General features: G+C 64.8%; 24 protein-coding genes. 13 read left to right on the top strand and 11 right to left on the bottom strand.

All coding sequences use genetic code 11. From position 1 onward, the window contains the following. Positions 1-6 precede the first annotated feature (6 nt). Positions 7-567 (top strand): histidine phosphatase family protein, encoded by a 561-nt coding sequence (locus tag DFO58_RS12000; protein WP_120991045.1) that lies wholly within the window; start codon positions 7-9, stop codon positions 565-567. 82 nt (positions 568-649) lie between these two features. On the opposite strand, the gene DFO58_RS11995 is transcribed toward DFO58_RS12000, so the two are convergent. The 5 genes from DFO58_RS11995 to DFO58_RS11975 form a co-directional block, all read right to left on the bottom strand. Continuing rightward, positions 650-2,371, bottom strand: a complete 1,722-nt coding sequence (locus DFO58_RS11995) for an alpha/beta-hydrolase family protein (RefSeq protein WP_183043184.1) — start codon at positions 2,369-2,371, stop codon at positions 650-652. Between the two features lie 164 nt (positions 2,372-2,535). Further along, the gene (locus DFO58_RS11990) at positions 2,536-3,705 is read right to left on the bottom strand and encodes an acetyl-CoA C-acyltransferase (protein ID WP_120991041.1); all 1,170 of its coding nucleotides are present in this window, start codon (positions 3,703-3,705) and stop codon (positions 2,536-2,538) included. 2 nt (positions 3,706-3,707) lie between these two features. Continuing rightward, positions 3,708-4,352 carry a CoA transferase subunit B gene (locus tag DFO58_RS11985; RefSeq protein ID WP_053798824.1) on the bottom strand — a complete coding sequence of 215 codons (645 nt, stop codon included), beginning with the start codon at positions 4,350-4,352 and terminating at the stop codon, positions 3,708-3,710. Positions 4,353-4,354: 2 nt separating this feature from the next. Further along, a complete protein-coding gene (locus DFO58_RS11980; RefSeq protein ID WP_120991397.1) occupies positions 4,355-5,059 on the bottom strand; it encodes a CoA transferase subunit A in 705 nt (234 codons plus the stop codon). A gap of 166 nt (positions 5,060-5,225) precedes the next feature. Then, positions 5,226-5,693 carry a VOC family protein gene (locus DFO58_RS11975; RefSeq protein ID WP_120991039.1) on the bottom strand — a complete coding sequence of 156 codons (468 nt, stop codon included), beginning with the start codon at positions 5,691-5,693 and terminating at the stop codon, positions 5,226-5,228. 115 nt (positions 5,694-5,808) lie between these two features. Here DFO58_RS11975 and DFO58_RS11970 point away from each other — a divergent pair, with 115 nt between their 5' ends. Both DFO58_RS11970 and DFO58_RS11965 read left to right on the top strand, forming a co-directional pair. Then, entirely contained in the window at positions 5,809-6,597 is a 789-nt protein-coding gene (locus DFO58_RS11970; RefSeq protein ID WP_183043183.1) for an IclR family transcriptional regulator, read from the top strand. Between the two features lie 110 nt (positions 6,598-6,707). Further along, a complete protein-coding gene (locus DFO58_RS11965) occupies positions 6,708-7,808 on the top strand; it encodes an alanine racemase (protein ID WP_120991035.1) in 1,101 nt (366 codons plus the stop codon). A 46-nt stretch (positions 7,809-7,854) separates the two neighbouring features. Here DFO58_RS11965 and DFO58_RS11960 read toward each other — a convergent pair whose 3' ends face one another. From DFO58_RS11960 to DFO58_RS11945, 4 genes are all read right to left on the bottom strand, one after another. Then, entirely contained in the window at positions 7,855-9,579 is a 1,725-nt protein-coding gene (locus tag DFO58_RS11960) for an NERD domain-containing protein (protein ID WP_053798823.1), read from the bottom strand. A 76-nt stretch (positions 9,580-9,655) separates the two neighbouring features. Further along, positions 9,656-10,852, bottom strand: coding sequence for a chloride channel protein (locus tag DFO58_RS11955; protein ID WP_120991033.1), 1,197 nt, complete (start codon positions 10,850-10,852; stop codon positions 9,656-9,658). After that, the gene (locus DFO58_RS11950) at positions 10,849-11,373 is read right to left on the bottom strand and encodes an ion channel (RefSeq protein WP_120991031.1); all 525 of its coding nucleotides are present in this window, start codon (positions 11,371-11,373) and stop codon (positions 10,849-10,851) included. The genes DFO58_RS11955 and DFO58_RS11950 overlap by 4 nt, the downstream gene beginning before the upstream one ends. 56 nt (positions 11,374-11,429) lie before the next feature. Next, positions 11,430-12,089 carry a TetR/AcrR family transcriptional regulator gene (locus DFO58_RS11945; RefSeq protein WP_120991028.1) on the bottom strand — a complete coding sequence of 220 codons (660 nt, stop codon included), beginning with the start codon at positions 12,087-12,089 and terminating at the stop codon, positions 11,430-11,432. A 261-nt stretch (positions 12,090-12,350) separates the two neighbouring features. Between DFO58_RS11945 and DFO58_RS11940 the strand changes: the two genes are divergently transcribed. Further along, positions 12,351-13,979, top strand: a complete 1,629-nt coding sequence (locus DFO58_RS11940) for an ABC transporter substrate-binding protein (protein WP_120991027.1) — start codon at positions 12,351-12,353, stop codon at positions 13,977-13,979. Positions 13,980-14,071: 92 nt separating this feature from the next. Here DFO58_RS11940 and DFO58_RS11935 read toward each other — a convergent pair whose 3' ends face one another. Next, complete coding sequence (locus DFO58_RS11935) at positions 14,072-14,278, bottom strand: hypothetical protein (RefSeq protein ID WP_147407277.1); 207 nt, start codon at positions 14,276-14,278, stop codon at positions 14,072-14,074. A gap of 172 nt (positions 14,279-14,450) precedes the next feature. Continuing rightward, positions 14,451-15,215 (bottom strand): TetR/AcrR family transcriptional regulator, encoded by a 765-nt coding sequence (locus DFO58_RS18270; protein WP_183043182.1) that lies wholly within the window; start codon positions 15,213-15,215, stop codon positions 14,451-14,453. Between the two features lie 62 nt (positions 15,216-15,277). Here DFO58_RS18270 and DFO58_RS11920 point away from each other — a divergent pair, with 62 nt between their 5' ends. The 9 genes from DFO58_RS11920 to DFO58_RS11880 all read left to right on the top strand — a co-directional run bounded on the left by DFO58_RS11920 (position 15,278) and on the right by DFO58_RS11880 (position 25,974). Beyond that, positions 15,278-16,957: an amidohydrolase gene (locus DFO58_RS11920; protein WP_120991023.1), complete on the top strand. Its 1,680-nt coding sequence runs from the start codon at positions 15,278-15,280 to the stop codon at positions 16,955-16,957. A 14-nt stretch (positions 16,958-16,971) separates the two neighbouring features. Then, positions 16,972-18,594 (top strand): ABC transporter substrate-binding protein, encoded by a 1,623-nt coding sequence (locus DFO58_RS11915; protein WP_120991021.1) that lies wholly within the window; start codon positions 16,972-16,974, stop codon positions 18,592-18,594. Further along, the gene (locus DFO58_RS11910) at positions 18,581-19,603 is read left to right on the top strand and encodes an ABC transporter permease (protein WP_120991019.1); all 1,023 of its coding nucleotides are present in this window, start codon (positions 18,581-18,583) and stop codon (positions 19,601-19,603) included. Before DFO58_RS11915 ends, DFO58_RS11910 begins: the two co-directional genes overlap by 14 nt. Beyond that, positions 19,600-20,454: an ABC transporter permease gene (locus DFO58_RS11905; RefSeq protein ID WP_120991017.1), complete on the top strand. Its 855-nt coding sequence runs from the start codon at positions 19,600-19,602 to the stop codon at positions 20,452-20,454. The genes DFO58_RS11910 and DFO58_RS11905 overlap by 4 nt, the downstream gene beginning before the upstream one ends. Further along, a complete protein-coding gene (locus tag DFO58_RS11900; RefSeq protein WP_120991015.1) occupies positions 20,451-22,088 on the top strand; it encodes an ABC transporter ATP-binding protein in 1,638 nt (545 codons plus the stop codon). The genes DFO58_RS11905 and DFO58_RS11900 overlap by 4 nt, the downstream gene beginning before the upstream one ends. Positions 22,089-22,118: 30 nt before the next feature. Beyond that, positions 22,119-23,564: an FAD-dependent oxidoreductase gene (locus DFO58_RS11895; RefSeq protein WP_120991014.1), complete on the top strand. Its 1,446-nt coding sequence runs from the start codon at positions 22,119-22,121 to the stop codon at positions 23,562-23,564. After that, a complete protein-coding gene (locus DFO58_RS11890; RefSeq protein ID WP_120991012.1) occupies positions 23,561-23,941 on the top strand; it encodes a cupin domain-containing protein in 381 nt (126 codons plus the stop codon). The genes DFO58_RS11895 and DFO58_RS11890 overlap by 4 nt, the downstream gene beginning before the upstream one ends. 135 nt (positions 23,942-24,076) lie before the next feature. After that, complete coding sequence (locus tag DFO58_RS11885) at positions 24,077-24,550, top strand: nuclear transport factor 2 family protein (protein ID WP_120991010.1); 474 nt, start codon at positions 24,077-24,079, stop codon at positions 24,548-24,550. 281 nt (positions 24,551-24,831) lie between these two features. Further along, positions 24,832-25,974 carry a hypothetical protein gene (locus DFO58_RS11880; RefSeq protein WP_147407275.1) on the top strand — a complete coding sequence of 381 codons (1,143 nt, stop codon included), beginning with the start codon at positions 24,832-24,834 and terminating at the stop codon, positions 25,972-25,974. Positions 25,975-26,007 lie beyond the last annotated feature (33 nt).

Genomic DNA, 26,007 nt, shown 5'->3' with positions numbered 1-26,007 from the left:
AGAACAATGACTGCAACAACGATCGTCTTGATCCGCCATGGCCAAACCGAATGGAACCGCGCGCAGCGGCTGCACGGCCGCAGCGACTTGCCGTTGAATGCCACCGGCATCGCCCAGGCCCACTCGCTGGCGGCCGAATTGTCCTGCGATGGTCCGTGGGATGCCGTCTATTCGTCGCCGTTGTTCCGGGCCTGCCAAAGCGCGCAGATCCTGGCCGATGCGCTGGGGATCGCCAAGGTCCAGGAGAACCCGGAACTGATGGAACGCGACTTCGGCGAGTCCGAGGGCCGCCTGGTGAAGGGCCTGGATGATGAACAGCGCCGCCTGCTCATGGAGGTGGGCGAACCCGAGGACCATCTGGTGCAGCGCGGGGTGAACGCCCTGTTCAAGATTTCAGTGCAGCATCCGCAGCAGCGGGTGCTGGTGGTCAGCCACGGGGCCTGGATCGGCTCGGTGCTGACCGCGCTGAGCGGTGAAGCGCATCCGCCGCTGGCCAATGCGCAGATGATCGAGCTCGATCCTGCGCTGTTGGGCAACTTTGTCGCGCGAGAGCCGTTGTGGCACTAGCTGCCGGACTCAACGGGTTCGGGTTCTCGAACTCGGTTCGGATCGTTCTTTGCCGCTCTGCATGAATGCTCTGCAGGCTTTGCTATCGTGCTGGCTGGCTTTGTTTCAAGAGTTCCACCAAGCGTTCGGTGTCCCCGTCGGTCCACTGGCCTGAGGGAAGGATCTGCGCCCATGCTCGGACCGGCACCTGCCCGAATTCGTGTCCCTGGCCATCGGGTATCCCGGAGGCCACCTGGTCCAGCAATAGCTGGAGACCGGTCACCACGGGAATCCAAACCATTGCCGATGGAATATTCCCCGGCCGCTGGCCGGCACGCAGCCAGTCCGGCTTGGAAATGAAGACTTCGACATCTCCCCAGCTGATGGGGTCGTTGGAATGCTGGAGATAGCCGATCCGGCTCTCGCCCCACGTGCCAGAACCCGGCCAGTGGACCCCGTCGGCGGAGAACCTGACAATGTCCCCGTTTTCGTAGACAGGGAGGACCGCGGGGCTGCCCGGATCGCGTTCATCGGTGAAGCGCTGCCAGAGCCGGTTGCCGGCGGCTGGGCCGACAAAGAGCGCACCATCGGTGCGCGTCGCGAAATCCTGAGCGCCGCTGAAGGCAGCCTCCGCACCGAAGGACCCCAGCGATTCCCCGCTGACCACCAGTTTTGGGCGTTCCTTGGTCGGCAGCTGCACCCAGTGCCGATACACGGCGTCGAACAGCAGGCGTCCGGCGTCTTGTGCCCGTGAGGAGTCCATGAGGAATGACATCCAGCTGGGAAGGTAGGAATACTGCATGCTGACCGTCGCCGTATCGCCGCCCCACATGTACTCCAGCGCCTGGATCTGGTTCTCGTTCACCCAGCCGCGTCCCGTGCCGGTGGCCACGTTGAGCACCGCGCGGTTGAATGCGCCGGTGCGCCGCAGCTCCTCAACCGCCAGCGCGGCCTGGGCCGCGAGCTCCGTGTTGCCGTCCTTTCCGGCCCCGGCATAGACACGGATGGGCTGTTTGGCATCCTTGCCGGAGAACGCCGCCACCGACGAGCTGTTGGGGGTGTTGGAAATGAATAGGCGCCCTTGGCGTCCCAAATCGGCCCAGCTGACCGAAGACCCGGGTCCCGCAGACAGTTCGGGATTATGGGGCGGTTGCAGGTCGGTGAGGAATTCGTCATTGATCGACAGGAACAGGTTGTCCAACGATCCGGCGACGCGCTGCACCACTGCCCGGTTGCCGACCATCGCCAACCCCAGCACCATGGCCGCCACGACGATGACCGCCGCGACGCGCCGTGGCAATACCTTGTCCACGATTTCAATGAGTGCCAGGGAAATCTTGCGAATGAATCGGCAGATGATCAGCAGCAGCGCCAGGAGAACCACACCCACCAGCACGACGTACACCAGCGACCACGCAGATTGGTGCGGCATCGCCAACTGCTCTCGCTGGTCGTTCTGCCAGAGTTGGTAGAACACCAGCCCGGCGGCCGACAGCACCACGCCGAGCACTGCGGCGGCCTTCCCTGCGGTACGCGGGGCAGGATTCGCTTGCGGCGCTTCGGAATGAATCTCCGGCGACGAGGCATCCTGCTGCCCAGCGGCCCGGGGTTCCTGCGACGCGCTCTTCGAAGAGACCAAGAGCCACCGGATCAGCGCTCCTGCCGCATATCCCAGCAGCGCGGCCAGGGCGCAGAGCACTCCCTGGAATACCGCGGTGCGCGGCAGCATGGACGGGGTTAGCGAAAGCAGCGCCAGTGCCAGCGCGCCCAACGCAGGGATCCAGTGCATGCGCCAGGGTTTGAGAACCGCCAGCCGCTCGGCCATGTGGTGCCTCCGTAGGTCCGGGCCGGCCTGCGGTGTTGCCGTCCAGCTCCTGGAATTGAAGTCTAGGGGGCTTCGGCGTATTTCGTGCGAGTATGACTTGTGATGCACGAAATCCGGCGGACGGGTCTCATCTCCCGCCGCCGGCATTCGTTGATTTTTAGGGGCTACAGCGAGCGCAGCAGCACCGCGGTGCCCTGGCCGCCGCCGCCGCAGATGCCCACGGCACCCAGCGAACCGGCCGGCAATTCCTGCAGCTGGCGTGCCAGGGTGCCCACGATGCGGGCGCCGGAGGCGCCGATCGGGTGGCCCAGTGCAATCGCGCCGCCGTGCGGGTTCACGATCTCGGGGTCGATGCCCAGCGCCGCGGTGGACTGCACCGCTACGGCCGCGAAGGCCTCGTTGATTTCCACGACCTTCAAGTCCTCGGCCTTTTCGCCGGCACGCTGCAGCGCGGCGCGGATGGCGTTCGACGGCTGCTCGTGCAGCGTGCGGTCAGGTCCGGCGACAAACGCGTGGGAAACGATCTCCGCCATCGGGGTCAGGCCCAGGCGCTCGACTGCGGCGTCGCTGGCCAGCACCACGGCCGCGGCGCCGTCGGTGATCTGCGAGGAGTTCCCGGCGGTGATGGTGCCATCCTTGGCGAAGGCCGGGCGCAGCCCGCCCAGGGACTCGATGGTGGTGGACTCGCGCACGCCGTCGTCCTCGGAATACACGGTGTCGCCCTTGCGGGTGGAGATGGTGAACGGAGCGATCTCCCCGGCCAGAAACTCGCGGGAGGCGGCGGCACGCTGATGCGAGGCCGCTGCCACGGCGTCCTGGGACTCGCGGGTCATGGACAGCTTGGCATTGTGCTCCTCGGTGGAGGCGCCCATGGAGCGTTGCTCGGCGGCATCGGTCAAGCCGTCGTACTCCAGGGTGTCGATCAGCTCGATCGCGCCGTACTTGGTGCCGGCGCGGGCGCGCTGCACGTGCGGGGCCAGCGACATGGACTCCTGGCCGATGGCCAGCACCACGTCCACCTCGCCGCTGGCAATCAGGCGCTCGCCGGCCACCACGGCCTCGGCGCCGGAGAGGCACACCGCGTTGACCGCGATGGCCGGGACGTTCAGCGGAACGCCGGCTCCGACGGCGGACTGGCGGGCAGGATTCTGGCCGGCACCGCCCTGCAGCACCTGGCCCGCGACGACGCGCTGGACCTCGGAGGGGTCAACGCCGGCGCGCTCCAGCGCGGCCTTGGCGGCATGGGCGCCCAGCGCGGTTCCCGGCACGGAGGCCAGGGCCCCGTTGAACTTCATGAACGGGGTGCGGGCATAGCCTACGATCTTGACGGTCATTCTTACTGGTCCTCCTGGATGTCCACGGCGAAGTTCGCCGCGGTGATTTCTTGAATGCTTGCCGCGGTCTCACCCGGGGCGCAGGCCCGCAGGATGAGTGCCCCGTCTTCGATGTCGAAAACGGCGCGGTCGGTGATGATGCGGTTGACGACCCCGACGCCGGTCAGCGGCAGGTCGCACTTTTCAACGATTTTGCTGGTGCCGTCCTTGGCCACGTGGTCGGTGAGCACGATGACGCGCGGGGTGCCGGCCACCAGGTCCATGGCTCCGCCCATGCCCTTCACGAGCTTGCCGGGGATGGTCCAGTTGGCCAGGTCGCCGTTGGCGGCGACCTGCAGCGCGCCGAGGATGGCGGTGGCCACGTGCCCGCCGCGGATCATCCCGAAGCTGGTTGCCGAGTCGAAGAAGCTGCCGCCGGGCAGGATGGTCACGGTCTGCTTGCCGGCATTGATCAGGTCTGCGTCTTCTTCTCCCTCGTAGGGGAACGGCCCCATGCCCAGCAGCCCGTTCTCGCTTTGCAGCTTGACCGAGACGCCCTCGGGCAGGTGGTTAGCCACCATGGTCGGAATGCCGATGCCCAAGTTCACGTACTGGCCGTCGGTCAGCTCGCTGGCGGCGATGGCCGCCATTTCGTCGCGGGTCCACATGGCTAGCCCTCCTGCCTGCTGCGCACGGTGCGCTGTTCGATGTCCTTGGTGCTGTCGGCCTGGACGAGCGTCTGCACGAAGATGCCCGGGGTTTCCACCAGCGACGGGTCGAGGAAGTCTTCGCGGATATGCTCGGCTTCGGCGAAGGTGTGGCGGCCGGACATGGCCGCCAGCGGATTGAAGTTCTTGGAGGTCATGCGGTAGCGCAGGTTGCCTTCGGCATCCGCCTCGTAGGCCTTGACCAAGGCGATGTCAGCGAAGATGCCGCGTTCAAGGATGGCCGGCTTGCCGTTGAACTCCATGACTTCCTTGCCCTCGGCCACCGGGGTGCCGACGCCGGTGGGGGTGAAGAAGGCCGGGATGCCCACGCCGCCGGCGCGCAGTCGTTCGGCCAGTGTGCCCTGGGGGCAGAATTCGACCTCCAGATCCCCGTCGAGGAACTGCTGGGCGAAGAACTTGTTCTCCCCGACGTAGGAGGCGAGGACCTTGGAGACCTGCTTGTTCTCCAGCAAAAGGCCAAGGCCCTTGCCGTCGACTCCCATGTTGTTGGAGACGATGGTCAGGTTCGTCGCGCCCGAGTCCCGCAGCGCCTTGATGAGCTGGGTGGGATTCCCGCTCAGGCCAAAGCCTCCCACGGCGATGGTCATGCCGTCCTTGACGACTTCGGCCAGTGCGGCTGCCGCGTCGTCGCGATACTTCGTTGTCATCGATTCCTCCATGCCGTCCACGATGTGGAGTGCAGTTCTGATTACCTCCAAACCTACGTAGTCGCAGGTAGGCAATCAATAGGCGGTGCCGTATTGGAGCGGTATTGCTCAGATCATGGGGAATCGTGGACACAGCGTTCATAATATGGACGAATGTTGCACGAGATTAGACGACGTCGAATTCATTGCCTTCCGGATCCTGCATGGCGATCGCATAATGGCCCATGGAGGGCTCGTCGTGGATGCCGAGGACGACCGCTCCGCGCGCAACCAGTCGCTTGGCCGCGGCGCCCACACGCTCGACGCGGGTCTCCAGCGGAACACCCCGTCCACCGCCGACTTGCAGGTCGAAGTGCCAGCGGTTCTTCATGGTTTTCGACTCGGGAACCTGCTGGAACCAGATGCGAGGCCCTCGGCCGGTGGGATCGATGATGGATTCGGGGAGGTCGCCAGAGCCGGGAGACAGTTCCTCGTCCGGCACTCCCAGGTCCTGCCAGTAGGCGCGCCAGCTGGCGTGGCCGGCCGGCGGAGGTTCTTGCACGTAGCCCAGCGCCTCGGCCCAGAACTCCACCATGAGCTGCGGGTGCGCGCAGTCGATGGTCAGCTGCATGGTCATCTCCGGTGTCGTCTCCATGCCAGCAGTATGGCGGAGACGCGGTGCGCGGACGCGGGCTTGGCGGCTGCCATCCAGGAGGCTGATGCGCCGCCCCAAGTTCCGGCCATGGACGCCAATCGTCCATAATGTGGGCATGAGTACAACACCTTCCGGGGCACAGGTTGTCGGACGCCTGGCAGCCGTATTGCGCACCGTGAGCACCTCCATGCCGCAGGGCATCACCACCACGGAGGCCGCACGGCAGGCGAGGCTGCCGAGGCCCACGGTGCACCGGTTGCTGACCGCATTGGTGGCCGAAGGCTTTTGCGACCACGACAACGCCACCGGACATTGGCTGCTGGGCCCGGAGCTCTACCTGATGGGCGCGGTGGCCGCCGAACGCTACGACATCAGCGAACTGGCCCGGGTGCATGTCGCGGCGCTCGCGGAGGCGACCGGCGAGAGCGCGTTCCTCTCCGCCCGGCGCGGGGATGAGACGGTCTGCTTGCTGCGCCAGGACGGGGCTTTTCCCATCCGCTCCTTCGTCCTCTACGAGGGGCGGCGCTTCCCGCTGGGTGTTGCCTCGGCGGGGATCGCGATCCTCGCGTTCCTGTCCGAATCCACGGTGGAGAACTATCTGCAGTCCCACGATCTGGTACCCGAATACGGGCAGGCCCATTCGGCTGAGGCACTGCGCGCCAAGGTCGCCGAAACCAGGACGCTGGGATATTCGGTGAACCCGGGGCTGATCGTCGAGGGCAGCTGGGGCATGGGAGCGGCGGTCTTCGACGCCACGGGCCAGCCGGCCTGGGCGCTGAGCCTGACCGGCATCCAGAGCCGTTTCGAGGAGGCCCGCCGCAAGGAGCTGGGCCAGCTGCTGCTGCACCACGCGCATGAACTGTCCACGCAGCTGCGCCGCAGCCCTGGAGCGATCACCCGGTAGACCTCCGGTTCCCGGCATCCGGCGACTCACATGATCACAACTTCCTGCGGTAGTCTGTGCTCCGGACGTGTTCGCGGCGAAGACGTCGGCTCGAGCTCTGGAAGGTATTTGTGGGCAATATTCCGTCAGGCATCAACACGCCTGAGATCTTGGTGGACGTGGAAAAGCTGGAGCGGAATATCGCCCGGGTGGCCCAGCGGGTATCCAGCCAGGGGCTGAAGCTGCGCCCCCACGCCAAGACCCACAAGATGCTGGAGGTCGCCGACCGCCAGCTCACCGCGGGGGCCGCGGGCCTGACCGTCGCCACCGTCGGCGAGGCGCTGAACTTCGCCTTGCACGGGGTGCCGAAGCTGTTCATCGCCTACCCGCTGTGGATCAACGAATCCCAGGCCGAGCGCATCCTTGAACTGATGAAGCGGGCCAAGCTGAGCATCGGCACCGACTCGGTCGCCGCCGTGCAGCAGATGGCGAAAATGCTGGGGGAGAAGGCGCCCAAGGTCAAGCTCATGATCGAGATCGACAGCGGCCACCACCGCAGCGGCGTCGCCCCGGCCCAGGCCGTGGAGATCGCCGACGCCGCCCGCGACGCCGGACTGCGCGTGCACGGCGTGTTCACTTTCCCCGGCCACAGCTACGCCCCGAACGCCATCGACGAGGCAGTCAACCAGGAGCACAAGGCGCTCGCCGAGGCAGCCTGCCTGCTGCGCAAGGCCGGGCACCAGGTCAAGCGCATCAGCGGAGGCTCCACCCCCACCGCAGAACTGAGCGACAACTCGGTGCTGACCGAGGTCCGCCCCGGGGTCTACGTCTTCGGCGACGCCCAGCAGTTCGAGCTGGGGCGCACCGGATGGAACGACATCGCGCTGAGCGTGGCCACCACCGTCATCAGCCGCCACGAGGGCTCCGCGGACATCCCGCGGCGCATCGTGGTGGACGCCGGCAGCAAGGTGCTCGGCACGGACCGCCCGGCCTGGGCCAGCGGCTACGGCCGGGTCATGGAATGCCCCGAAGCGTCGATCACCGCGCTGTCCGAGCACCATGCAACCATCGCCTGGCCCGAGGACCGGGAACTGCCCGGCTACGGCGAGCAGCTGCGCATCATCCCGAACCATGTCTGCGTGGCGGTGAACCTGGTGGACTCCGTGCTGGCGATCCACCCGGATGGCGCCGTCGAGCGCTGGGACGTCAACGCCCGCGGGCTGAACTACTAAGGGCCCAAGGCTGACGGCCCAAGGCTGGCGGCTTAAGGCCAGCGGCTCAGGGCGCCGGCTCCAGCTGCTGGGTGGCGTGCGGGTCCCACAGCTGCGCCTTGGACAGCGCCTGCGGCAGTTCGTGGCCGCAGGCCTCGTCGAGCAGGTCGGGGTCGCCGACCACCACCAGCAGGCTGCGGGCGCGGGAGAAACCGACGTAGAGCATCTCCGCGGCGCGGCCCATGTCCTTGAAGCCGTTCACGCACAGGATCACCACGCTGCGCTCCAGGCCCTTGAAGCCGAGCACGTGCCCGTAGAACTCGCCGTCGCGGCGGTGGAACTCGGGCCAGTACTCGCTGTCCACGGTGCCGTCCTCGAAATGCCCCTGGTGGACGGGGTGGCGTTTGTTCGTGGTCAGCAGCGCGATCTGGTTGTTCGCCCAGCCCTCGTCAAGCAGCGCGTCCACGCAGTCCGAGGCGGTGTCGATGCTGTCCTCGGTGCTGCTTGCCACGAAGCGCACCGGGATCCCGTCGCCGCCGCGCAGCTTGCTGGCCTGGTCGATGAATCCCTTGAAGGTCTGCGCGATGCTGCGCGTGTTGCGCAGGTTGTCGTCGACATGGATGGGAACCAGCGCGGCGGCCGGGCCGAAGCTCTCGCCCACTGCCTCGCCGTCCCAGCGGCGGTAGACATCCTGCCGGCTGTCCATGAAGGCGTAGACCCGGCCGCCGGTGGGATCCACCGTGCAGGAAAGCAGTGCCTCCCACCAGTCCGGGGCGAAGTCCTGGGCTTCGTCCACGATCACCGCATCCAGCTTCAGCCCGGCGTCCAGCCCCGGGCCGATCTCGCGCAGCATCGCGGGCATGGCCACGTCGAAGTATTCCTGTCCGCTGCCGTCGGGCACCCCCAGGCTGCGCGCGTATTCGTGGAATTCGCCGGTGTGCACCGGCTTGTTCTGCCGCCAAGTGCCGACCTCGGATTTCAGGTAGTGGCCCAGGCCCTTGTTGTAGCAGAACAGGCCAACCCGCAGCCCCTGCTTGGACAGCTCGCGCGCCTTGGCCAGGGCCATCCAGGTCTTGCCGCTGCCGGCGCCGCCGATGAAGCGCACCCGCGGCAGCGAGCGGGTGGCCGAGAGCAGGATCTGCTGGCGGGCGGTCAGGGTCTCCTGGACCTGCTCGTTGCCCAGCGCCTGGGCGTAGTCGACCTCGGCCTGGTCCCCGCCCAGCGGGCCGGTGGAGGAGGTCAGGTGCTTGACCATGCGTTCGGCGAAGTCCAGGGTCAGCCCGGCCAGGCCTCCGCCCTGGTTCTCGATGGCGCCGCGCACGTGCTGGGCGATCTGCGGTATCTGGCCGCGGTCGATGATCAGCTCGCGGGGGAGTCCCACCGAGGTGTAGTCAGCAGGCCACGGGGTGTAGGGCAGGACCACGATGTGCGCCATGCGGCTGGTGACGCGGGTGCCCATCAGAGGGTAGAGCACCTCCTTCAAGGCGTGGGCGGAGCTTTGCACCTGCGCCATGGGGCTCTGCTTGAGCCGGTGTTTTCCCTTGGCATCCGACTGGTACCAGCAGCCCTCCGAGCTGGAGACCAGGCCGCCCTTGACCTCGATGGCGGCGATGCCCACCTCGGGCCAGAGCACCAGCAGGTCGATCTCGTGCTCGGCGCTGCCATCGCGCAGCTGCACCGAGTGGAAGAGCAGGGCATCCTCGGGCAGCGCGTCGCGCAGCGCCTCGAACACCGCCTTCTCCGCTCCGCCCTTGTCCGTGAACTCCGGATCCTGCGGATAACACCGTGCCATTGATTCCCCCGTGTGATGTTCTGCGGCGCGAAGACGGCCGTCCTACGGGAAGTTTAGGCAGATCAGTGGAGATTTGTCATTCAGATGTCGCCGCGGCGGGCTCCGGGTCCGCTTCGGGTTCCGGCAGCGGCAGCAGCGTGATGGCCACCCAGCCGATCCGGACCCCGATAAGCACCGCCAGGATCGGCGCGCCGGTGACGAAGAGGATGATGATCAGGAACGCCGCGACCGGCTTGCCCCAGCCGGCGACCACAGCGGCCGCCATGCCGGCGGCCATGCCGGGCCCGGCGTCCGCTCCCAGCAGCAGACTGGCTCCGGCGCCCGCTCCGATGAACACCAGGGGGAAGAACTCCCCGCCGCGCCATCCGGCCGCCAGGCACAGCGCGAGGGCCAGGACCTTGGCCACGGCGGCTCCGAAGAGCAACGCGCCGCTCCCGGCTTCGAGCGCGGTCTCCAGCTGCTCGATCTCATGGTGGCCGGAGAAGCGCACAATCGGCAGCGCCGCGGCCAGCGCGGCGAAGGCCAGCGTGTCCGCAGCGGTCGCCAGCATCGGGCGGGACACCAGCCGTGCGACCCGGGCCAGCGCATGGTGCAGCCATTGGAAGGCGAAGCCGGCCGCGGCGCCCACCGCTGCCACGAGCGAGATCCGCCAGGTCACTGCGCCGTCATCGAGCTGTACTGCGGCGATCCCGTTGTTGCCGAAGACGACCTTGGAGCAGAACATGAACGCGAAGAAGCCGGCCACGCCGGCCAGCACCTGCAGCAGCTTCTGCGGCCCCAGCTCGCCGTCGTCGGTGGCGGCGGCCCCCGGCGGAGAGGCGTACAGCCCGCTCAGCGCCCCGGCGATGGAGGCCGAGTGGAGCATGCGCTCTTCGCGCAGGTCGCGGGTGATGAAGTGCCCGACGAGTACCGAGACCTGGGCGATGACCGCCAGCAGGCCCGCCTCGGGGCCCACCGCGCCGCCGAAGGCGATGGAGACGATGCCCGACAGGGCGGTGACGAGGATGATGCGGTGGCGCTTCGCGCGGTCCGTGGGATCGGCGCGCAGCAGCTCGGCCATGGACAGCGGCTCGCTGATGCGGCGCAGCACGATGAGCAGCGCGCCGCCCGCGCAGATGGTGGCGGCGATCCGCCACCAGGGCGCAGGTCCTGCCCACACCAGGTGCTGCAGCGAGGTCATGCCCTGCAGCGTCAGCTGGGCCAGGACGCCGGCGGCTGCGCCGTAGAGCATCGCGAGCCCTGCCAGCCTCAGCCGGCTTGCCAGTGCGCTCACTGCTCGCCGTCCTCCTTCCTGGAATCGCGGTGCCGGCGCTCGCGCACCGACTGGCCGATTTCACCGACCAGCAGGCTCAGGAAGATGATGTCGAAGGCGAAAACAGCGATGACCAGCGACCTGGCGGTTTGACCCACCGCCACGATGTCCCCGTAGCCGGTGGTGGTCATGGTGGTCAGCGTGAAGTACAGGGCGTCGATCCTGGTCTCCAGCCCGACGAATTCCTCCGGGTTGCGCAGCGAGATCGTATAGAAGATCAGCGAGAAGACCACCATGATGGCGTGCAGGAGCAGCAGCAGGTTGCTGGTGCGCGAGGGCTGTCCATGCAGGTGCCGGACGACCAGCACGATCAGCCCGATCAGCAAGGCGCCCACGGCGACATAACGCCAGGGCGCTCCCGGAACGGAGTCCGGGATGGGCACCAGGAAGTACACCAGCGTCAGCACTGCCGCGCCGACACCTGCCCGCACGATGTCGCGTTTCCAGAGCCGCTGAATCAGCGCGCGAACAGGATCAGTCATGGTTCAAGGATGTCGGCCACGCCCGGCACCTCCGCGCCGGGATACAGGACGGCAGGCTACCGCTGGCGTGCCGCCTGGATGATCTGGCGGACCCCGGAGAGGAAGACCTCGCGGTGGTCCAGGTCCAGGATTTCCTCGCGGATCGAATTGGCCAGCGGAGTGGTGCGCGGGTCTGCGAGCAGCGGTCCGGAGAACCATGCGGTGGAATCCGGATCGGAGGACTCGACCTGGTCGACGGCAAGTCCTGCCGCGCCGGAGAGCACGTAGGAGCCGAAGATCGCGTACTGCTCGGCCAGTGCCCTGCCCTGCAGGCCTGCATTGGAGAAGCAGGTGAGCATCAGTTCGATGCTGTCCAGCTCGCCCTGCCCGCTGGTGGTCAGCGAGGTGGCGGAGGCGGCGATGGCTGGGTGCTCCATGAAGACGTCAAGGGTGCGTTCGGCGAATTCCTGCAGGCATTCCTGCCACTGGCCGGTGGGGGTTTCCAAGCGCTCGATGGCCATGAGGAAGACCCGGTCCAGCAGCTCCTGCATGAGGCTTTCCTTGTTCCGGAAATACCGGTAGATCGCCGTAGGATCGACACCCATTTCGTTGCCCAGTTCGCGGAAGGTCAGGCTCACGGTGTTCTGGCTGGAGGCAAGGCGCAGCGCGGCTTCGACAAAAGCCTCGCGGTCCAGAGGGGGCTTCACTGCGCGCTTGGCAGCCGCTTTGGTGGCCATGCAACCTTCTTCCTGACGTGGTGGAGCCGGTTTTCGACTCTTCCGGTCATCTTACATTTCTTCGTGACAGCAGAAATGTCAACACCATTGACAGCGTGATTGACGCACGCTTAGTCTCATATCTAACACTTGAAGTAACGAGCGTCACATTGCGAAATGTTGGTCCGGCCTCCTGGGGCACGGCGGCCGGTCATTGCAGTGGGGACGACTCGACGGGGATTCGTCACTTCGATCAGAAACCTCATAGCTAGGGAGACCGAAATGAGAAAGAAGCTCGCGTCCGCGGCCATGGTGGCCGGTGCAGCGCTGCTGATGACTTCGTGCGCCGCAGGCGGCGGCGAAGGGGCCAAGCCGGAAGGCCCGAAGTACGAGATCACCGACAAGACGGCGGCCCCCAGCGGCGAGCTGGACCAGGTGACCTGGGCGACCTATGCCGAACCGTTCTCGCTGGACTACGCCTACGCCTTCGACTACGCGGACAACCAGGTCCTGTCGAACGTCTGCGAATCGCTGCTGCGCCTGGAGCCGGACATGACAGTTTCCCAGGGCTTGGCGACGAAGTGGGAGAACAAGACCCCGACCACCTGGGTCTTCACCATTCGCGAAGGTGTGAAGTTCCACGATGGTTCGGAGATGACGGCCGACGACGTGGTGGCCTCGATGAAGCGCCATATCGATCCGGCCGTCGGATCCTTCTGGTTCTCGGTCTACCAGAACGTCGACAAGATCGAGAAGACCGGTGCCAACGAAGTCACCGTCACCACCAAGATCCCCGATGCGCTGTTCGGGGAGTCGATGTCCGGTGCGGCCGGCGTCATCGACTCGGCCAAGACCTTCGAGGCCCTCGGCAGCGACTACGGCAACGCCAAGGGCGGCGTGAACTGCTCCGGTCCGTTCGAACTGGACAAGTGGCAGAACGGCGAGAAGATTTCGCTGACCCGTTTCGACGACTACTGGGACAAGGATCTGGCGGCGAAAACCAAGAAGCTGGACTTCGTGATCATGACCGATCCGGTGGCCCGCATCAATGCCATGAAGTCCGGCGAGGTTGACGGCGGCTGGATGGTTCCGGCCAACGCCATCGAGGAGCTCAATTCCTCGGGTATCGGAAAGGTCCATTTCGGCCTGAACACCGCCATGCAGTTCCTGGTGGTTTCCGATCTTGAAGGCCCGCTGGGCAACGAAGAAGTGCGCAAGGCGCTGCTGATGGCCATTGACCGCGAGGGCCTGGTCCAGGCCGCCGCGCAGGGCTACGGCAAGGCCAGCAATTCCTTCACCACCGAATCGGTGTGGGGCCAGGCCGACGAGGCGACCCGCAAGGCAGCCTTCGAGAACCTGAAGGAGTACCCATACGACCTGGACGCGGCGACCAAGATCATCGAGGAGCAGGGTGTGAAGGGTGAGGAAATCACCATCACCACCGCGCCGATCGGCAACGACTTCGCGGTCATCGCGCAGGCGACCACTGCCGCGGCGGAGTCCATCGGGCTGAAGGCCACGATCAATACCGTGACCCCGAATGCCTACACCGCCTTGTTCTCGGATCCCGAAGCTCGCAAGGGCACCGACCTGTACTACACCAGCTGGTACCTGTCAGTCGGCGATCCGCTGGAGATGTTCTCCATCCTGCGCACCGATGACTTCTCGAACTACGGCAACTGGTCGGTTGCCGACTACGACAAGTCAACCAACGAGGCCCTGAGTACGATGGATCCGCAGGAGCGTTATGCCGCAGCGGTGAAGTCGCAGGAAATCACCAACGACCAGCTTCCATGGCTGCCGCTCTACGAGTCGCCGAACTACCTGTGGATGAATGACAAGATCACCGGCCCGTCGCCGTCGATCAATTTCATGTACTACCCATGGGGTGCGGAAATCGGCGCGAAGTAGCGCCACCGCCGCCACGGGGCAAAATGAGCAGCCTCCCGGATTCCATTGAATTCGGGAGGCTGCTCGGTTTAAAGCGAGTGCTGCGGAAAGGATCACGGTCCGTAGTCGACGTGGATTGCGGTTCCCACCTCTCGTTGGACATCCCTGGCCAGCTGTCGTCCGTCCTGGATCCACCTCCGCTCGTCGAATCCCGTGCTCCATCCGCGGTCCCAGTGCATGTGCTGCTGGAATTGGCCATTCCACTGCGAAAGCCTGACGCACAGGGCGTCGGACAGGCCGTAATCCTCCGGGATCTGCATGCCGCATTCCCACAGGGGCCATTCGGCCCCGTAGTCGCAAAAAATCCGAAGGACCCGTAGGTTCCCGGACGGCATTTCACTGGTCATGCCGTTAGCCTACGCGGTGGAGCCGAATCTGTGGCGCGCCAAGCCACAAGGGCGACCGGATGGCCTGGTGCGCTGGTGCTTCCGTTCAGGCAGGCGCCGCGGCAAGCTGCTTGGCGCTCCTGATGAGCTGCCTCGCCCCGGCGATGAACAGCGCCCGCTGGTCCAGATTCAGGATTTCGGCTTGCAGCTCGGCGGTGCGCAGATGGTTCGGGCAATTTGTTGCCAAGGGCCCGCCGAACCATGTCCCGGAAAGATCATCCGGGGAATCGAGGTAGTCGCGGACCAGGCCCACCGAACTTGAAATGAGGTATGACGCGAACACCGCGTACTGCGAGGCAAGCTGCGCGCCGCGCAAACCGGCCTGGGCGAAGCATTCGAGGATCAGCTCCATCGTGGCCAGTTCGCCGGGGCCGTTGGTGGTGTAGCTGTTGGCGACCAGAGCGATGGGCGGATTGGCCAGGAAGCTGCGGAGGGTATGTTCCGCGAATTCTTCGAGCCGCCGTTCCCAGTCCTCGACCGGCGTGGCCGTGCACTCGCAGACCTGCATCAGGATGCGGTCCAGCAATTGTTCGAGCAAATCATCCTTGTTGCGGAAATGGCGATAAATCGCCGTGGCGTCGATGCCCAAGTCTTTGCCGATGTCACGGTACGTCAGATCGCTCTTGGCGGATCCAAGTGCCAATCGTAGCCCTGACTGAATAAAAGTCTCCCTGTCAAGGCCGCTTTTTTTCTGCCATTTGCCGTGGCTCGGGGCGTCATTGGTGGCTCCTTTCAGGGTGCGCGAAAGACTGGGATTTGGAACAAACCCCGAGACCACTTTCGTACCTGACAACAAGTCTGTCAACAGCATTGACAGACTTGTTGACCTCAAATAGTGTTCTATCCAACAAGATATTGAGAGAAGGGTCACAGATGCCTCAGGTAGCCCAGGTAGCATTCCATTCCGGCAGCGTCTTCACCGGTTCCGGCCAGCCGCTTCGCGGGCAGGCGGTGCTGGTCAACGACGGCAAGATCAGCGCCATCGTGGCGCAGGACCAGCTGGAAAACTACATCGACGAAACCACCGAGCTGGTCGACCTGGCCGGCGCGCTGCTGGCCCCGGGCTTCCAGGATTCCCACATGCACCCGGTTTCCGGGGGCACCGAGCTGCTGCAGTGCAACCTGGCCGAAGCGGAGAACGCCGAGGAAGCCGTCGCGCTGATCGCCGCCTACGCCGCGGCCAATCCGGACACCGAATGGATCGTCGGCGCCGGCTGGTCCATGGACCACTACCCGAACGGCGCGCCGCTGGCCTCGCTGATCGACGCCGTGGTGGCCGACCGCCCGGTAGCCCTGCACAGCCGCGACCACCACTCGCTGTGGGCCAACAACGCCGCCTTCAAGCGTGCAGGCATCGACGCCAACACCCCCGACCCTGCCGACGGGCGCATCGAGCGCCTGGAAGACGGCTCCCCGGCAGGCACCCTGCACGAGGGCGCCATGGGCCTGGTCGAGGCGTACACCCCGGAACTGGACAAGGACTTCGTGCTCGCCGGCCTGCACAAGGCGCAGGAAGACATGCTGGCGCTGGGCATCACCGCCTGGCAGGACGCCATGATCCTGCAGGACGACGACGCGCCGAACAACGCCGAGGCCTACGAGCGCGCACTGGCCGAAGGCACCTTGCAGGTGCGCGTGCGCGGCGCCCAGTGGTGGAAGCGCGACCAAGGCCTGGAGCAGCTCGAAGGCATGATCGCAGCCCGCGCCCGCGCCGAAGAGCTGGGCCACCCGGAACGCTACTCGCTGGGTACCGTGAAGATGATGGTGGACGGTGTCGCGGAAAACTTCACCGCCGCGATGATCGAGCCCTACCGCGACAAGTGCGGCCACGCCACCCACAACAACGGCATCTCCTTCGTGTCCGCCGAGGACCTGAAGACCTACGTCATCGCGCTGGACGCCGCCGGATTCCAGGTACACTTCCATGCCCTGGGCGACCGCGCCGTGCGCGACGCGCTGGACGCAGTGGCAGCCGCCCGCCAGGCCAACGGCCCGAGCGCCAACCGCCACCACCTGGCGCACTTGCAGATCGTGACCAAGGAAGACAGCGCCCGCTTCGCCCAGCTGGACGCCACCGCGAACCTGCAGCCGCTGTGGGCCTGCCACGAGGACCAGCTGGACGAGCTGACCCTGCCGTTCATGCCTGAATCCGCGCAGGACCGCCAGTACCCGTTCGGGGACATCCAGGCTTCCGGCGCCCGTCTGGCGGCCGGCAGCGACTGGCCGGTCTCCAGCGCCAACCCGTTGGAAGGCTCGCACATCGCCGTCAACCGCATCTCACCGGAGAACGATAGCGTTCCGCTGGGCGGCGAGCACCAGTGCCTGGATTTGGCCACCATCCTTGCCGCCTACACCTCCGGCACCGCCTACGTGAACCACCTGGACGCCATCACCGGATCCATCGCTGAGGGCTACCTGGCCGACCTGTTGGTCGTCGAGCCGAACCCGTTCGAGGTTCCGGCCGAGCAGATCTACCGCAGCCAGGTGGCCTCCACCTGGATCGACGGCAAGTGCGTCTACCGCGCAGCCTCCGCAGCGCTCACCGCAAACTAGGAAGGGGCGATACATTGAAGAAAACGCTGACCACCACCGCGGCCCTGGCCGCCGTGCTCGCACTGAGCGCCTGCGGCGCCGCAGGCGGATCCTCGGTTGAAAAGCCGAACTTCGAACTCTCGGACTCCACCCCGGCCCCGAGCGGCGAGCTGGACACCCTGAGCTGGTCGCTGTACGCCGAGCCCTACTCGCTGGACTACGCCTACGCGTTCGACTACTCGGACAACCAGGTGCTGGCCAACGTCTGCGAATCGCTGCTGCGCCTGGACGCCGACCTGTCGATCTCCCCGGGCCTGGCGACGAAGTGGGAGAACCCGACCCCGAATACCTGGGTCTACACCATCCGCCAGGGTGTCAAGTTCCACGATGGCACGCAGCTGACCGCCAAGGATGTCGCCGCCTCGCTGAACCGCCACCTGGATCCAGAGGTCGGCTCCTTCTGGTACAGCGCTTTCGCCAATGTGAAGAGCATCGAGCAGACCGGCGACTACGAGGTCACCATCACCACCACCAAGCCGGACGCGATCCTGAACGAGTCGCTCTCCGGCGCGGCGGGCGTCATCGAATCCGCCGCCACCCTGGAAGAAGCAGGGGCCGACTACGGCAACGCCACCGGAGGGGTGGACTGCACCGGCCCGTTCCAGCTGGAGAACTGGAGCAGCGGAGAAAAGCTCAGCTTCTCGCGCTTCGACGACTACTGGGACAAGGACCTGGTCGCCAAGGCGCAGAACCTGGACTTCGTGGTCATGACCGATCCGGTGGCCCGCGTGAACGCGCTGAAGTCCGGTGAGATCGACGGCGGCTGGATGATCCCGTCCAACGCCATCACCGAGCTGCAGGCTACCGGCTCCGGCCAGATGTACTTCGGCACCAACTCCTCGGTGAACTCGCTGATGGTCACCGCCACCGACGGCCCGCTGGCCGACGAGCGCGTGCGCAAGGCTCTGCTCATGGCCATCGACCGCAACGGACTGGTGATGGCCGCCGAATCCGGCTACGCCAACCCGACCGACGCGCTGACCAGCGAATCCGTCTGGGGCCAGCAGGACGCCAAGGTGCAGGACGCAGCCTTCGGAAGCCTGGAAAGCTACGGCTACGACCTGGAGAAGGCCACCGCGCTGATCAAGGAAGCCGGCGTGGAAGGCCAGGAAATCACCATCACCACCGCTCCGATGGGCAACAACTTCGCCGTGGTCGCCCAAGCCAGCGCGGCGGCCGCTGAATCGATCGGGCTGAAGGCCACCATCAAGACCGTCACCCCGAACGCCTACACCGCGCTGTTCTCCGATCCGGCGGCCCGCGAGGGCACCGACCTGGTGTTCACCAACTGGTACCTGTCCATCGGCAACCCGCTGGAGATGTTCTCCATCATGCGCACCGGCGACTTCTCCAACTACTCCGAGTTCAGCGACAAGTCCTACGACACGGCAGTGAACGAAGCCCTGCACGGGAAGAAGGCGCTGGCCGGCGACACGGAGAACATGCTCAAGGCCCAGCAGATCCTGAACGAACAGCTGCCCTGGCTGCCGCTGTACGAAAGCCCCACCTCGCTGTGGATGAGCGACAGGGTCACCGGCGCGACGCCGTCGGTGAACTACCTCTACTACCCTTGGGCGGCACAAATTGGCTCAAACTAACCTGGCAACCGCCCCGGCCGCAGCAGCGCCGGGCAAGCCCAAAGGCAACACGGCCAAGGCCGTGAAACTGGCGGCCTGCAAGATCGGCGCGTTCATCTTCACCGTGTTCATCTCCTCGGCGATCGTGTTCTTCTCACGCTGGCTGGTGCCGGGGGACCCGATCAGCTTCCTGCTGCGCGGGCGCAGCCCCAACCCGGAGGCGATCGCAGAAGTCACCGCGATCTACGGGCTGGACCTGCCGCCGCTGCAGCAGTACTGGAACTGGATCACCGGGGTATTGCAGGGCGACTTCGGCCGCTCGCTGCAGTACCGCCAGGACGTCTCCGACGTGATCATCGACCGCCTGCCGGTCACCCTGGGCCTGGTCGTCATGGCCGGGCTGATGATCGCGGTGCTCGGCCTGGCCGCAGGCATCTGCGCGGCGCTGTTCCGCGGATCCTGGATCGACCGCGGCATCATCGCCTCGATGTCCGCGCTGGCCGCGATCCCGTCCTTCGTCGGCGCGATCGTGCTGATCGCGTTCTTCTCGATCCAGCTGGGCATGTTCCCGTCCTTCGGCTCCGGAGAGGGCTTCTGGGACATGGTCTACCACCTGGTCCTGCCGTCGCTGGCGCTGGCGCTGTCATTCATCGCGGTGGTCGGGCGCGTGACCCGCTCCGCGATGATGGAGGAGTTCTCCCGCGAACACGTCGAGGTGGCCCGCTCCCGCGGGGTCACCGAGGTGGCAGTGGTCTTCCGCCACGTGCTGCGCAACTCGCTGGGCCCGATCATGACCGTTTCCGGCCTGCTGGTGGCAGGACTGCTGGTCTCCTCGGCCATCGTCGAGCAGGCCTTCGGCCTGGCCGGCATGGGTTCGCTGCTGGTCTCCTCCGTGGACCGGCTCGACTTCCCCGTGGTGCAGGCGATCGTGCTGATCGTGGTCACCGCATTCGTCGCCATCAACACCATCGTCGACCTTCTGGGTCCCGTCATCGATCCGCGCCTGAAGGCCGGGGAGGGAGCACGATGAGCATCCAAGCTCCGCGCCAGGGCCTCAAGCGCCTGAGCCTGCACCGCACCCGCTGGGGTCTGGTCTTTTCAGTGGTCTTCGTGGCCGTGGTCATCCTCGCGGCGATCTTCGCCCCGATGGTGGCCCCGTACAAGCCGGCCGCCGTGGACCTGCTGAACGTGAACTCCAACCCGACGCTGACCCACCTGCTGGGCACCGACGCGCTGGGCCGCGACACCGTCTCTCGCATGATCTTCGGCGCCCGCACCGCGCTGGCCGGCCCGATCTTCGTGCTGATCCTCTCCACCTTGCTGGGCCTGGTCCTGGGCCTGTGGGCCGGCTGGGCCGGCGGCAAGATCGACGCGATCCTGTCCCGCCTGTTCGACATCGTGCTGGCCTTCCCGGCGCTGCTGCTGGCCATCTTGGCGGTGGCGCTGTTCGGCAAGGGCCTGACCGCCCCGGTGATCGCCATGTCGATCGCCTACACCCCGTACATCGGCCGGCTCACCCGCCAGCTGGTGGCCACCGAGAAGAACCGCCAGTACGTGGCGGCCTACAAGGTGCAGGGCTTCGCCGCCCCGTGGATCGCCATCCGCGCCGTGACCCCGAACGTGCTGGGTGTGGTCGGTTCGCAGACCACCCAGAACTTCGGCTATGTGCTGGTCGAGCTGGCCGCCCTGTCCTTCCTGGGCCTGGGCATCCAGGCCCCGACCGCCGACTGGGGCAACATGATTAACGAAGGCCAGAGCGCCCTGGTGGCAGGCAACTTCCTGCCGGCGCTGGTGCCCTCGGTGGCAGTGGTGCTGGTCGTGGTCGCCGTGAACTCCATCGGCGGCTGGCTTTCGGACAAGTTGGGAGATCCGTTCGCATGAACCTCTTAGAAATCGATGATCTGGGCATTGAAATCCGCCAGAACGGATTGACCACCCGACTGCTTGATGCGGTGTCGCTGCACATCGCCGCCGGTGAAACAGTGGCCCTGGTCGGCGAATCCGGCTCCGGCAAGTCGCTGACCGCCCGCGCGGTGCTCGGCCTGCTGCCACGCCATGCCAAGACCAGCGGCTCCATCAATCTGGTGGGCACCCAGGTGCTCGGCGCCCCGACCGCGAAGCTGCGTGACCTGCGCCGCACCCGCGCCGCCATGGTCTTCCAGGACCCGCGCTCCTCGATCAACCCGGTGCGCACCCTGGGTGCGCACCTGATCGAGCCGATGATGCAGGTGCCCGGCGCCAACCGCGCCGCCCTGGAAGCCCAGGCGGTCAAGCTGCTGGGCGCCATGGGGCTGACCAACCCCGAGGCGCGCATGAAGCAGTACCCGCACGAGCTTTCCGGCGGCATGCTGCAGCGCGTGATGATCGCCGGCGCGCTTATGAACGACCCGGAGCTGCTGATCTGCGACGAGTCCACCACCGCGTTGGACGTCACCACCCAGGCGGCGGTCATGGAGCTGCTGGCCACCGCGGTGGCCGAACGCGGCATGGGCATGCTGTTCATCACCCACGACCTGGCCCTGGCCGCCTCGATTGCCGACCGCACCTACGTGCTGCGCAACGGGCAGCTGCAGGAAACCGGCGACACCCGCCAGGTGTTCACCGCGCCGACCTCCGAGTACACCAAGCAGCTGGTCGCCTCGACCCCGTCGATGCGCGGGGTCCCCTCGGCCGGCGCGCTGAGCCTAGACACCCCGCAGGAGCACGAGCTGGTGCTCAAGGTGGAAAACGTCTTCAAGACCTACCACCCGCACGGCCAGCCTGCAGTCAAGGCGCTGCAGGACGTCTCGATCTCCATCCCCGCCGGCGGCGGCCTGGCAATCGTGGGCGAATCCGGCTCCGGCAAGTCGACCCTCGGACGCATCGTGGCAGGCCTGGAAGAGCAGGACACCGGCGACATGGTGGTCTCCGGCGGCCCGATCAACCAAGGCTCGGCCAAGGAACGCCGGCTGAAGCGCGCCTCGCGTGTGCAGATGGTGTTCCAGGACCCGTACCAGTCCCTGGACTCCCGGCTGACCCCGGCCAAGGCGTTGGAGCGGGTGCTGAAGCTGCACTACAAGCTGGATGCCAAGGCCATGAAGCAGCGCATCACCGAGCTGCTTGAAAGCGTGGGCCTTCAGGAGAAGCACGCCAACCTCTTCCCGCGCAAGCTCTCCGGCGGCCAGCGCCAACGTGTGGCCATCGCCAAGGCCATGGCCCTGAACCCGCGCCTGCTGGTGCTGGACGAAGCCACCAGCGCCCTGGACGTCTCGGTGCAGGCACAGGTGCTGGAACTGGTGAACAAGCTGCGCCGCGAGAACGGCGTCGCTGTCCTGTTCATCAGCCACGACCTGGGCATCGTGGGCGAGATCTGCGACGAGCTGGTGGTGGTCCAGTCCGGCACCATCGTTGAATCCGGCCCCACCGGCCAGGTGCTGAACAGCCCGCAGCACGACTACACCAAGAAGCTGCTTGCTTCGGTGCCGCGTCCTCGCTGGGAAGCCCAGCGCGAACCGGCAGCAAACAACTCGCATTAATACCGCGAGAAACTACCTGAGAAAAGTGTGATGACTACACCACGACCGACATTCTTCGAGAATGCCGAAAAGACGATCGACCCTGCCCTGTGCGCCGCCTCGCTGCGCGACACCAAGCGCGCGGTCTACTGGCTGGACACCCCGGCCCGCCCGGGCAACCGGCCGAAGCTGACCGGCTCGATCCGCACTGACCTGCTGGTGGTCGGCGGCGGCTACACCGGGCTGTGGACCGCGCTGCAGGCCAAGGAACGCAACCCGCACACCGACGTGGTGCTGCTGGAAGCGGGCTGGGTGGGCGACGAAGCTTCGGGCCGCAACGGCGGCTTCTGCGAAGCCTCGCTGGTGCACGGCGAATCCAACGGCGAGAACCACCTGCCCAAGGAGAACGCGCGACTAGCCGAGCTCGGCGAGGAGAACTTGGCCGAGATGGTCGCCACCATCCGCCGCTACGACATCGACTGCGATCTGATTCAGGAAGGCGCCCTGGCGGTGGCCACCGAGCCGCACCAGGATGCCTGGCTGCGCGAGGAATCCAACGGCGAGGACGTGCTGTACCTGGACCGGGAGGAAACCCGGGCGCTGATCGCCTCCGATTCCTTCCTCTCCGGTTCCTGGTCCAAGGCCGACACCGTGCTGGTCAACCCGGCCAAGCTGGTTTGGGGCCTGCTGCGGGTCTGCGAAGAGCTGGGGGTGAAGGTCTACGAGCAGTCAAAGGTCGAATCGCTGCAGGAGCAGGGTTCCACCATGCTCGCCTCCACCGCCGCCGGGAAAGTCACCGCCTCCAAGGTGGCCCTGGGAACCAACGTGTTCCCGTCGCTGCTCAAGCGCAACGCGCTGATGACCGTGCCGGTCTACGACTACGCGCTGGTCACCGAGCCGCTGACCGAGGCGCAGCGCGAGGCCATCGGCTGGGATACGCTCCACGGCCTGGTGGATCTGAACAGCCGCTTCCACTACTCGCGTCCCATCATCGACGAGAACGGGGACTTCCGCATCCTGTACGGCGGGTACGACGCGCTGTACTTCTTCGGCGGCAAGGTGGATAGGGCGCACTACCACTCGGAATCGACCTACACCCGTCTGGCAGCGCACTTCTTCGCGACCTTCCCGGCACTGCAGGACCTGAAGTTCTCGCACGCCTGGGGCGGAGCGATCGATTCGTGCAGCCGCTTCTTCTCCTTCTTCGACGTGGCCTACAATGGCAAGGTTGCCTCCTGCGCGGGCTCCACCGGACTGGGAGTGGGAGCCACCCGCTTCGGCGCCAAGGTGATGCTGGATCTGCTGGAGGGCAAGCCGACCGAGCTGACCGGCCTGGAAATGGTCAAGAAGAAGCCGTTGCCGTTCCCTCCTGAACCAGCTGCCTGGCTAGGGGTTAAGATGATGACTTCGGCCATGGCGCGCGCCGATCGCCGGGAAGGCAAGCGGGGAGTATTCCTGCGAACTATGGATGCTATTGGAATGGGATTTGATTCATGAGCGAAAACACCACCGTCTTCGAGATCGGGGCGAACACCCGCAGCGTCGACGCACTGTCCGTTGAACTGGCCCACGAGCCGGTGCCTGCGGAGCAGTCGCTGGCCGGGGACCCGACCACCGCCGCCGAATCGCTGGGCGAGATCTTCGGCGCCGAGTTCGGCCTGTGGGAGATGAGCGCCGGCACGATGAGCGATGTCGAGGCCGAGGAATTGTTCATCGTGCTGTCCGGCACCGCGACCGTCACGATCCATCCGGTCAACGGCTTCGAGAAGCAGACGGTGAACCTGGTTCCGGGCAGCATCTGCCACCTGCGCGAGGGCATGAACACCACCTGGGTACTTGAGGCTCCGTTGCGCAAGATGTACCTGGCGAAGTAACTTCCGCCAATCCCGCAGCAGGCGATGAAATGAACAAAAATTTTGTTCATTTCACCGCCTGCTGCTTTTTCGGCATTCCCAAACGCCGCCGACGGACCTAGCCTGAAATCCCGGCCGGCGTTGAGGAGCGGAGAAATGTCAGTGAACAAGAAAACTGTCGAAAAATACATCGACGGATTCAACAAGAACGACCATGCCCAGATCCTGTCCTGCCTGACCGAAGACATCGTCTGGACAGTCTTCGGGCATTTCCGCCTCACCGGAAAGCAAGCCTATGGCGCCGCCATAGAGAACGAGGATTTCAGCGGATACCCTGTGCTGCGCATCGTGCGCCTAGTCGAGGAGAACGACACAGTCATGGCGGAGATCCACGGTGAAACCCACCGCGCCACCGGAGAACAGGTGCGTATGGCCATGGGAGAGGTCTTTGTCATGCGCGGCGGGTTGATCTGCGAGCGCCGTGCGTTCGTGATCAACCTTGAAGAAAACGACTACAAATCGCACTTGGAATGCTGCGCAGGACAGGACACGCACTTCAATCGCGGCGAACAACTCCGGACACGGAGATGCCCGGGCCATTGGAGGAGACAACGAGTCGGATCAGTTTGACCCGGGTCTTGCTGATCGCGATTACACATCGTAGAGTCCAAATATCAAGGACAATAGCGCAGTCCGCGCATCTGAGCCCATTGCAGGAAAATGACGAAAATGCGTCCGGCAGCTGGTTGCTTGAAAAGCCCTAATATGACTTTACTAAATCGCAGGAAGAGTAACTGAAGCTGGTATTTGCAGAAAATGCGGTTAGAAGCATTTCGGGAGATTTTTGTTATAAACGACACGACGGATTTATGAAAGTGAGTTTTACTTCTAAGATCCGCGACAATTTGTGTATGGAAAATATTAACGAAACTGATATTCCTGCAAGGGGACTTCAACGTTCGAGAGGGCTCGCCCGGATACTGAACCGAGAGACAGCGGTCTCGGACATGTTGCAGTTCCTCACAGAATTGGACCCGAAACCATGGGCGAAAACTCCGCTTGATTTTGTTCCGGTATCAATAGAAAGAGAAACTAGAATTTCCGCAGAAAGCGCTCAAGGAAGTGCCGATCTTGTACTCCAAAGTGCTTCAGGACAAACGGCAGCTATTGAGGTCAAGCTCAATCACTCGTTGAGCGATGAACAAGTCTGCCTCTATGACTCATGGTCTCTTCAAGCTGACGCCAAGATATTTCTCGCATCCCTGGATCCGCACAGTGAGCTTCCACGGCAGGGCTGGGTTCCTCTGTACCTCGATGAACTATTTGATCATTGGGGTAAATCTGATGTGGTGCTTGCGCGAGAGCTTTCTATACAGATCCAAGAGATCCTCCAGCATAGGCGAAATATCGTGGACAGTTTATTCATGGACGTAGCTTCTTTGGAAGAAGCGAAGTGCTTCGCAGATATCGGCAATGTAGATGTCATGAAGATGGTGGTGCGAAGACTCAGGCAGGAGCTCAGTGCCGATTTTGATTCTGTTTCAGCGACAGTGACGTTGGGCGGCGGAAACTCCATCATTCAAACTTGGAACCGTGTCCCAAGTACGAACCTGTTTTTCATAGTCGAGGCACGTTTCGCCAGTAACCGAGCTGTGCTGAGGTTCGGGCTCGAGGGGGGACTTGACGCGGACAGTGGTCTAGAAGTTTGGAGGGCAGCACAGTCTATCGAATCTGATCTCCGCGCGGATCGACTAGCGGAATTTGCTGCAAACTCTGGGATGGCCGTATTTGAAGATGCTTTTATCGCGAAGGGGCCCGGGCGTCCTAAGCACAAAGGAAGCTGGGAAGATGCCTTGTTCAAGTGGCAAACGGGAGGGTCTTTCTCAGAGCATTTCGGAGGACTCAATCCTGGGTTCTGGCGAGATAGGGCCTATAGGTTACAGGCTCTGGGCGAGATCAAATTGACGAATGCTAACGGTTTAACATTGTCGAACATGATTCGCGGAACTCACCAGTATCTTCAGAACATTTGGGCTCACAGGGAGAAGAATTAGTAGTTGTGACGATCAACCTCGCGCATTAATTGC

Source organism: Arthrobacter sp. AG1021 (assembly GCF_003633665.1).
Lineage (GTDB): Bacteria > Actinomycetota > Actinomycetes > Actinomycetales > Micrococcaceae > Glutamicibacter > Glutamicibacter soli.
This window is presented reverse-complemented; position numbering and strand designations above follow the sequence as displayed.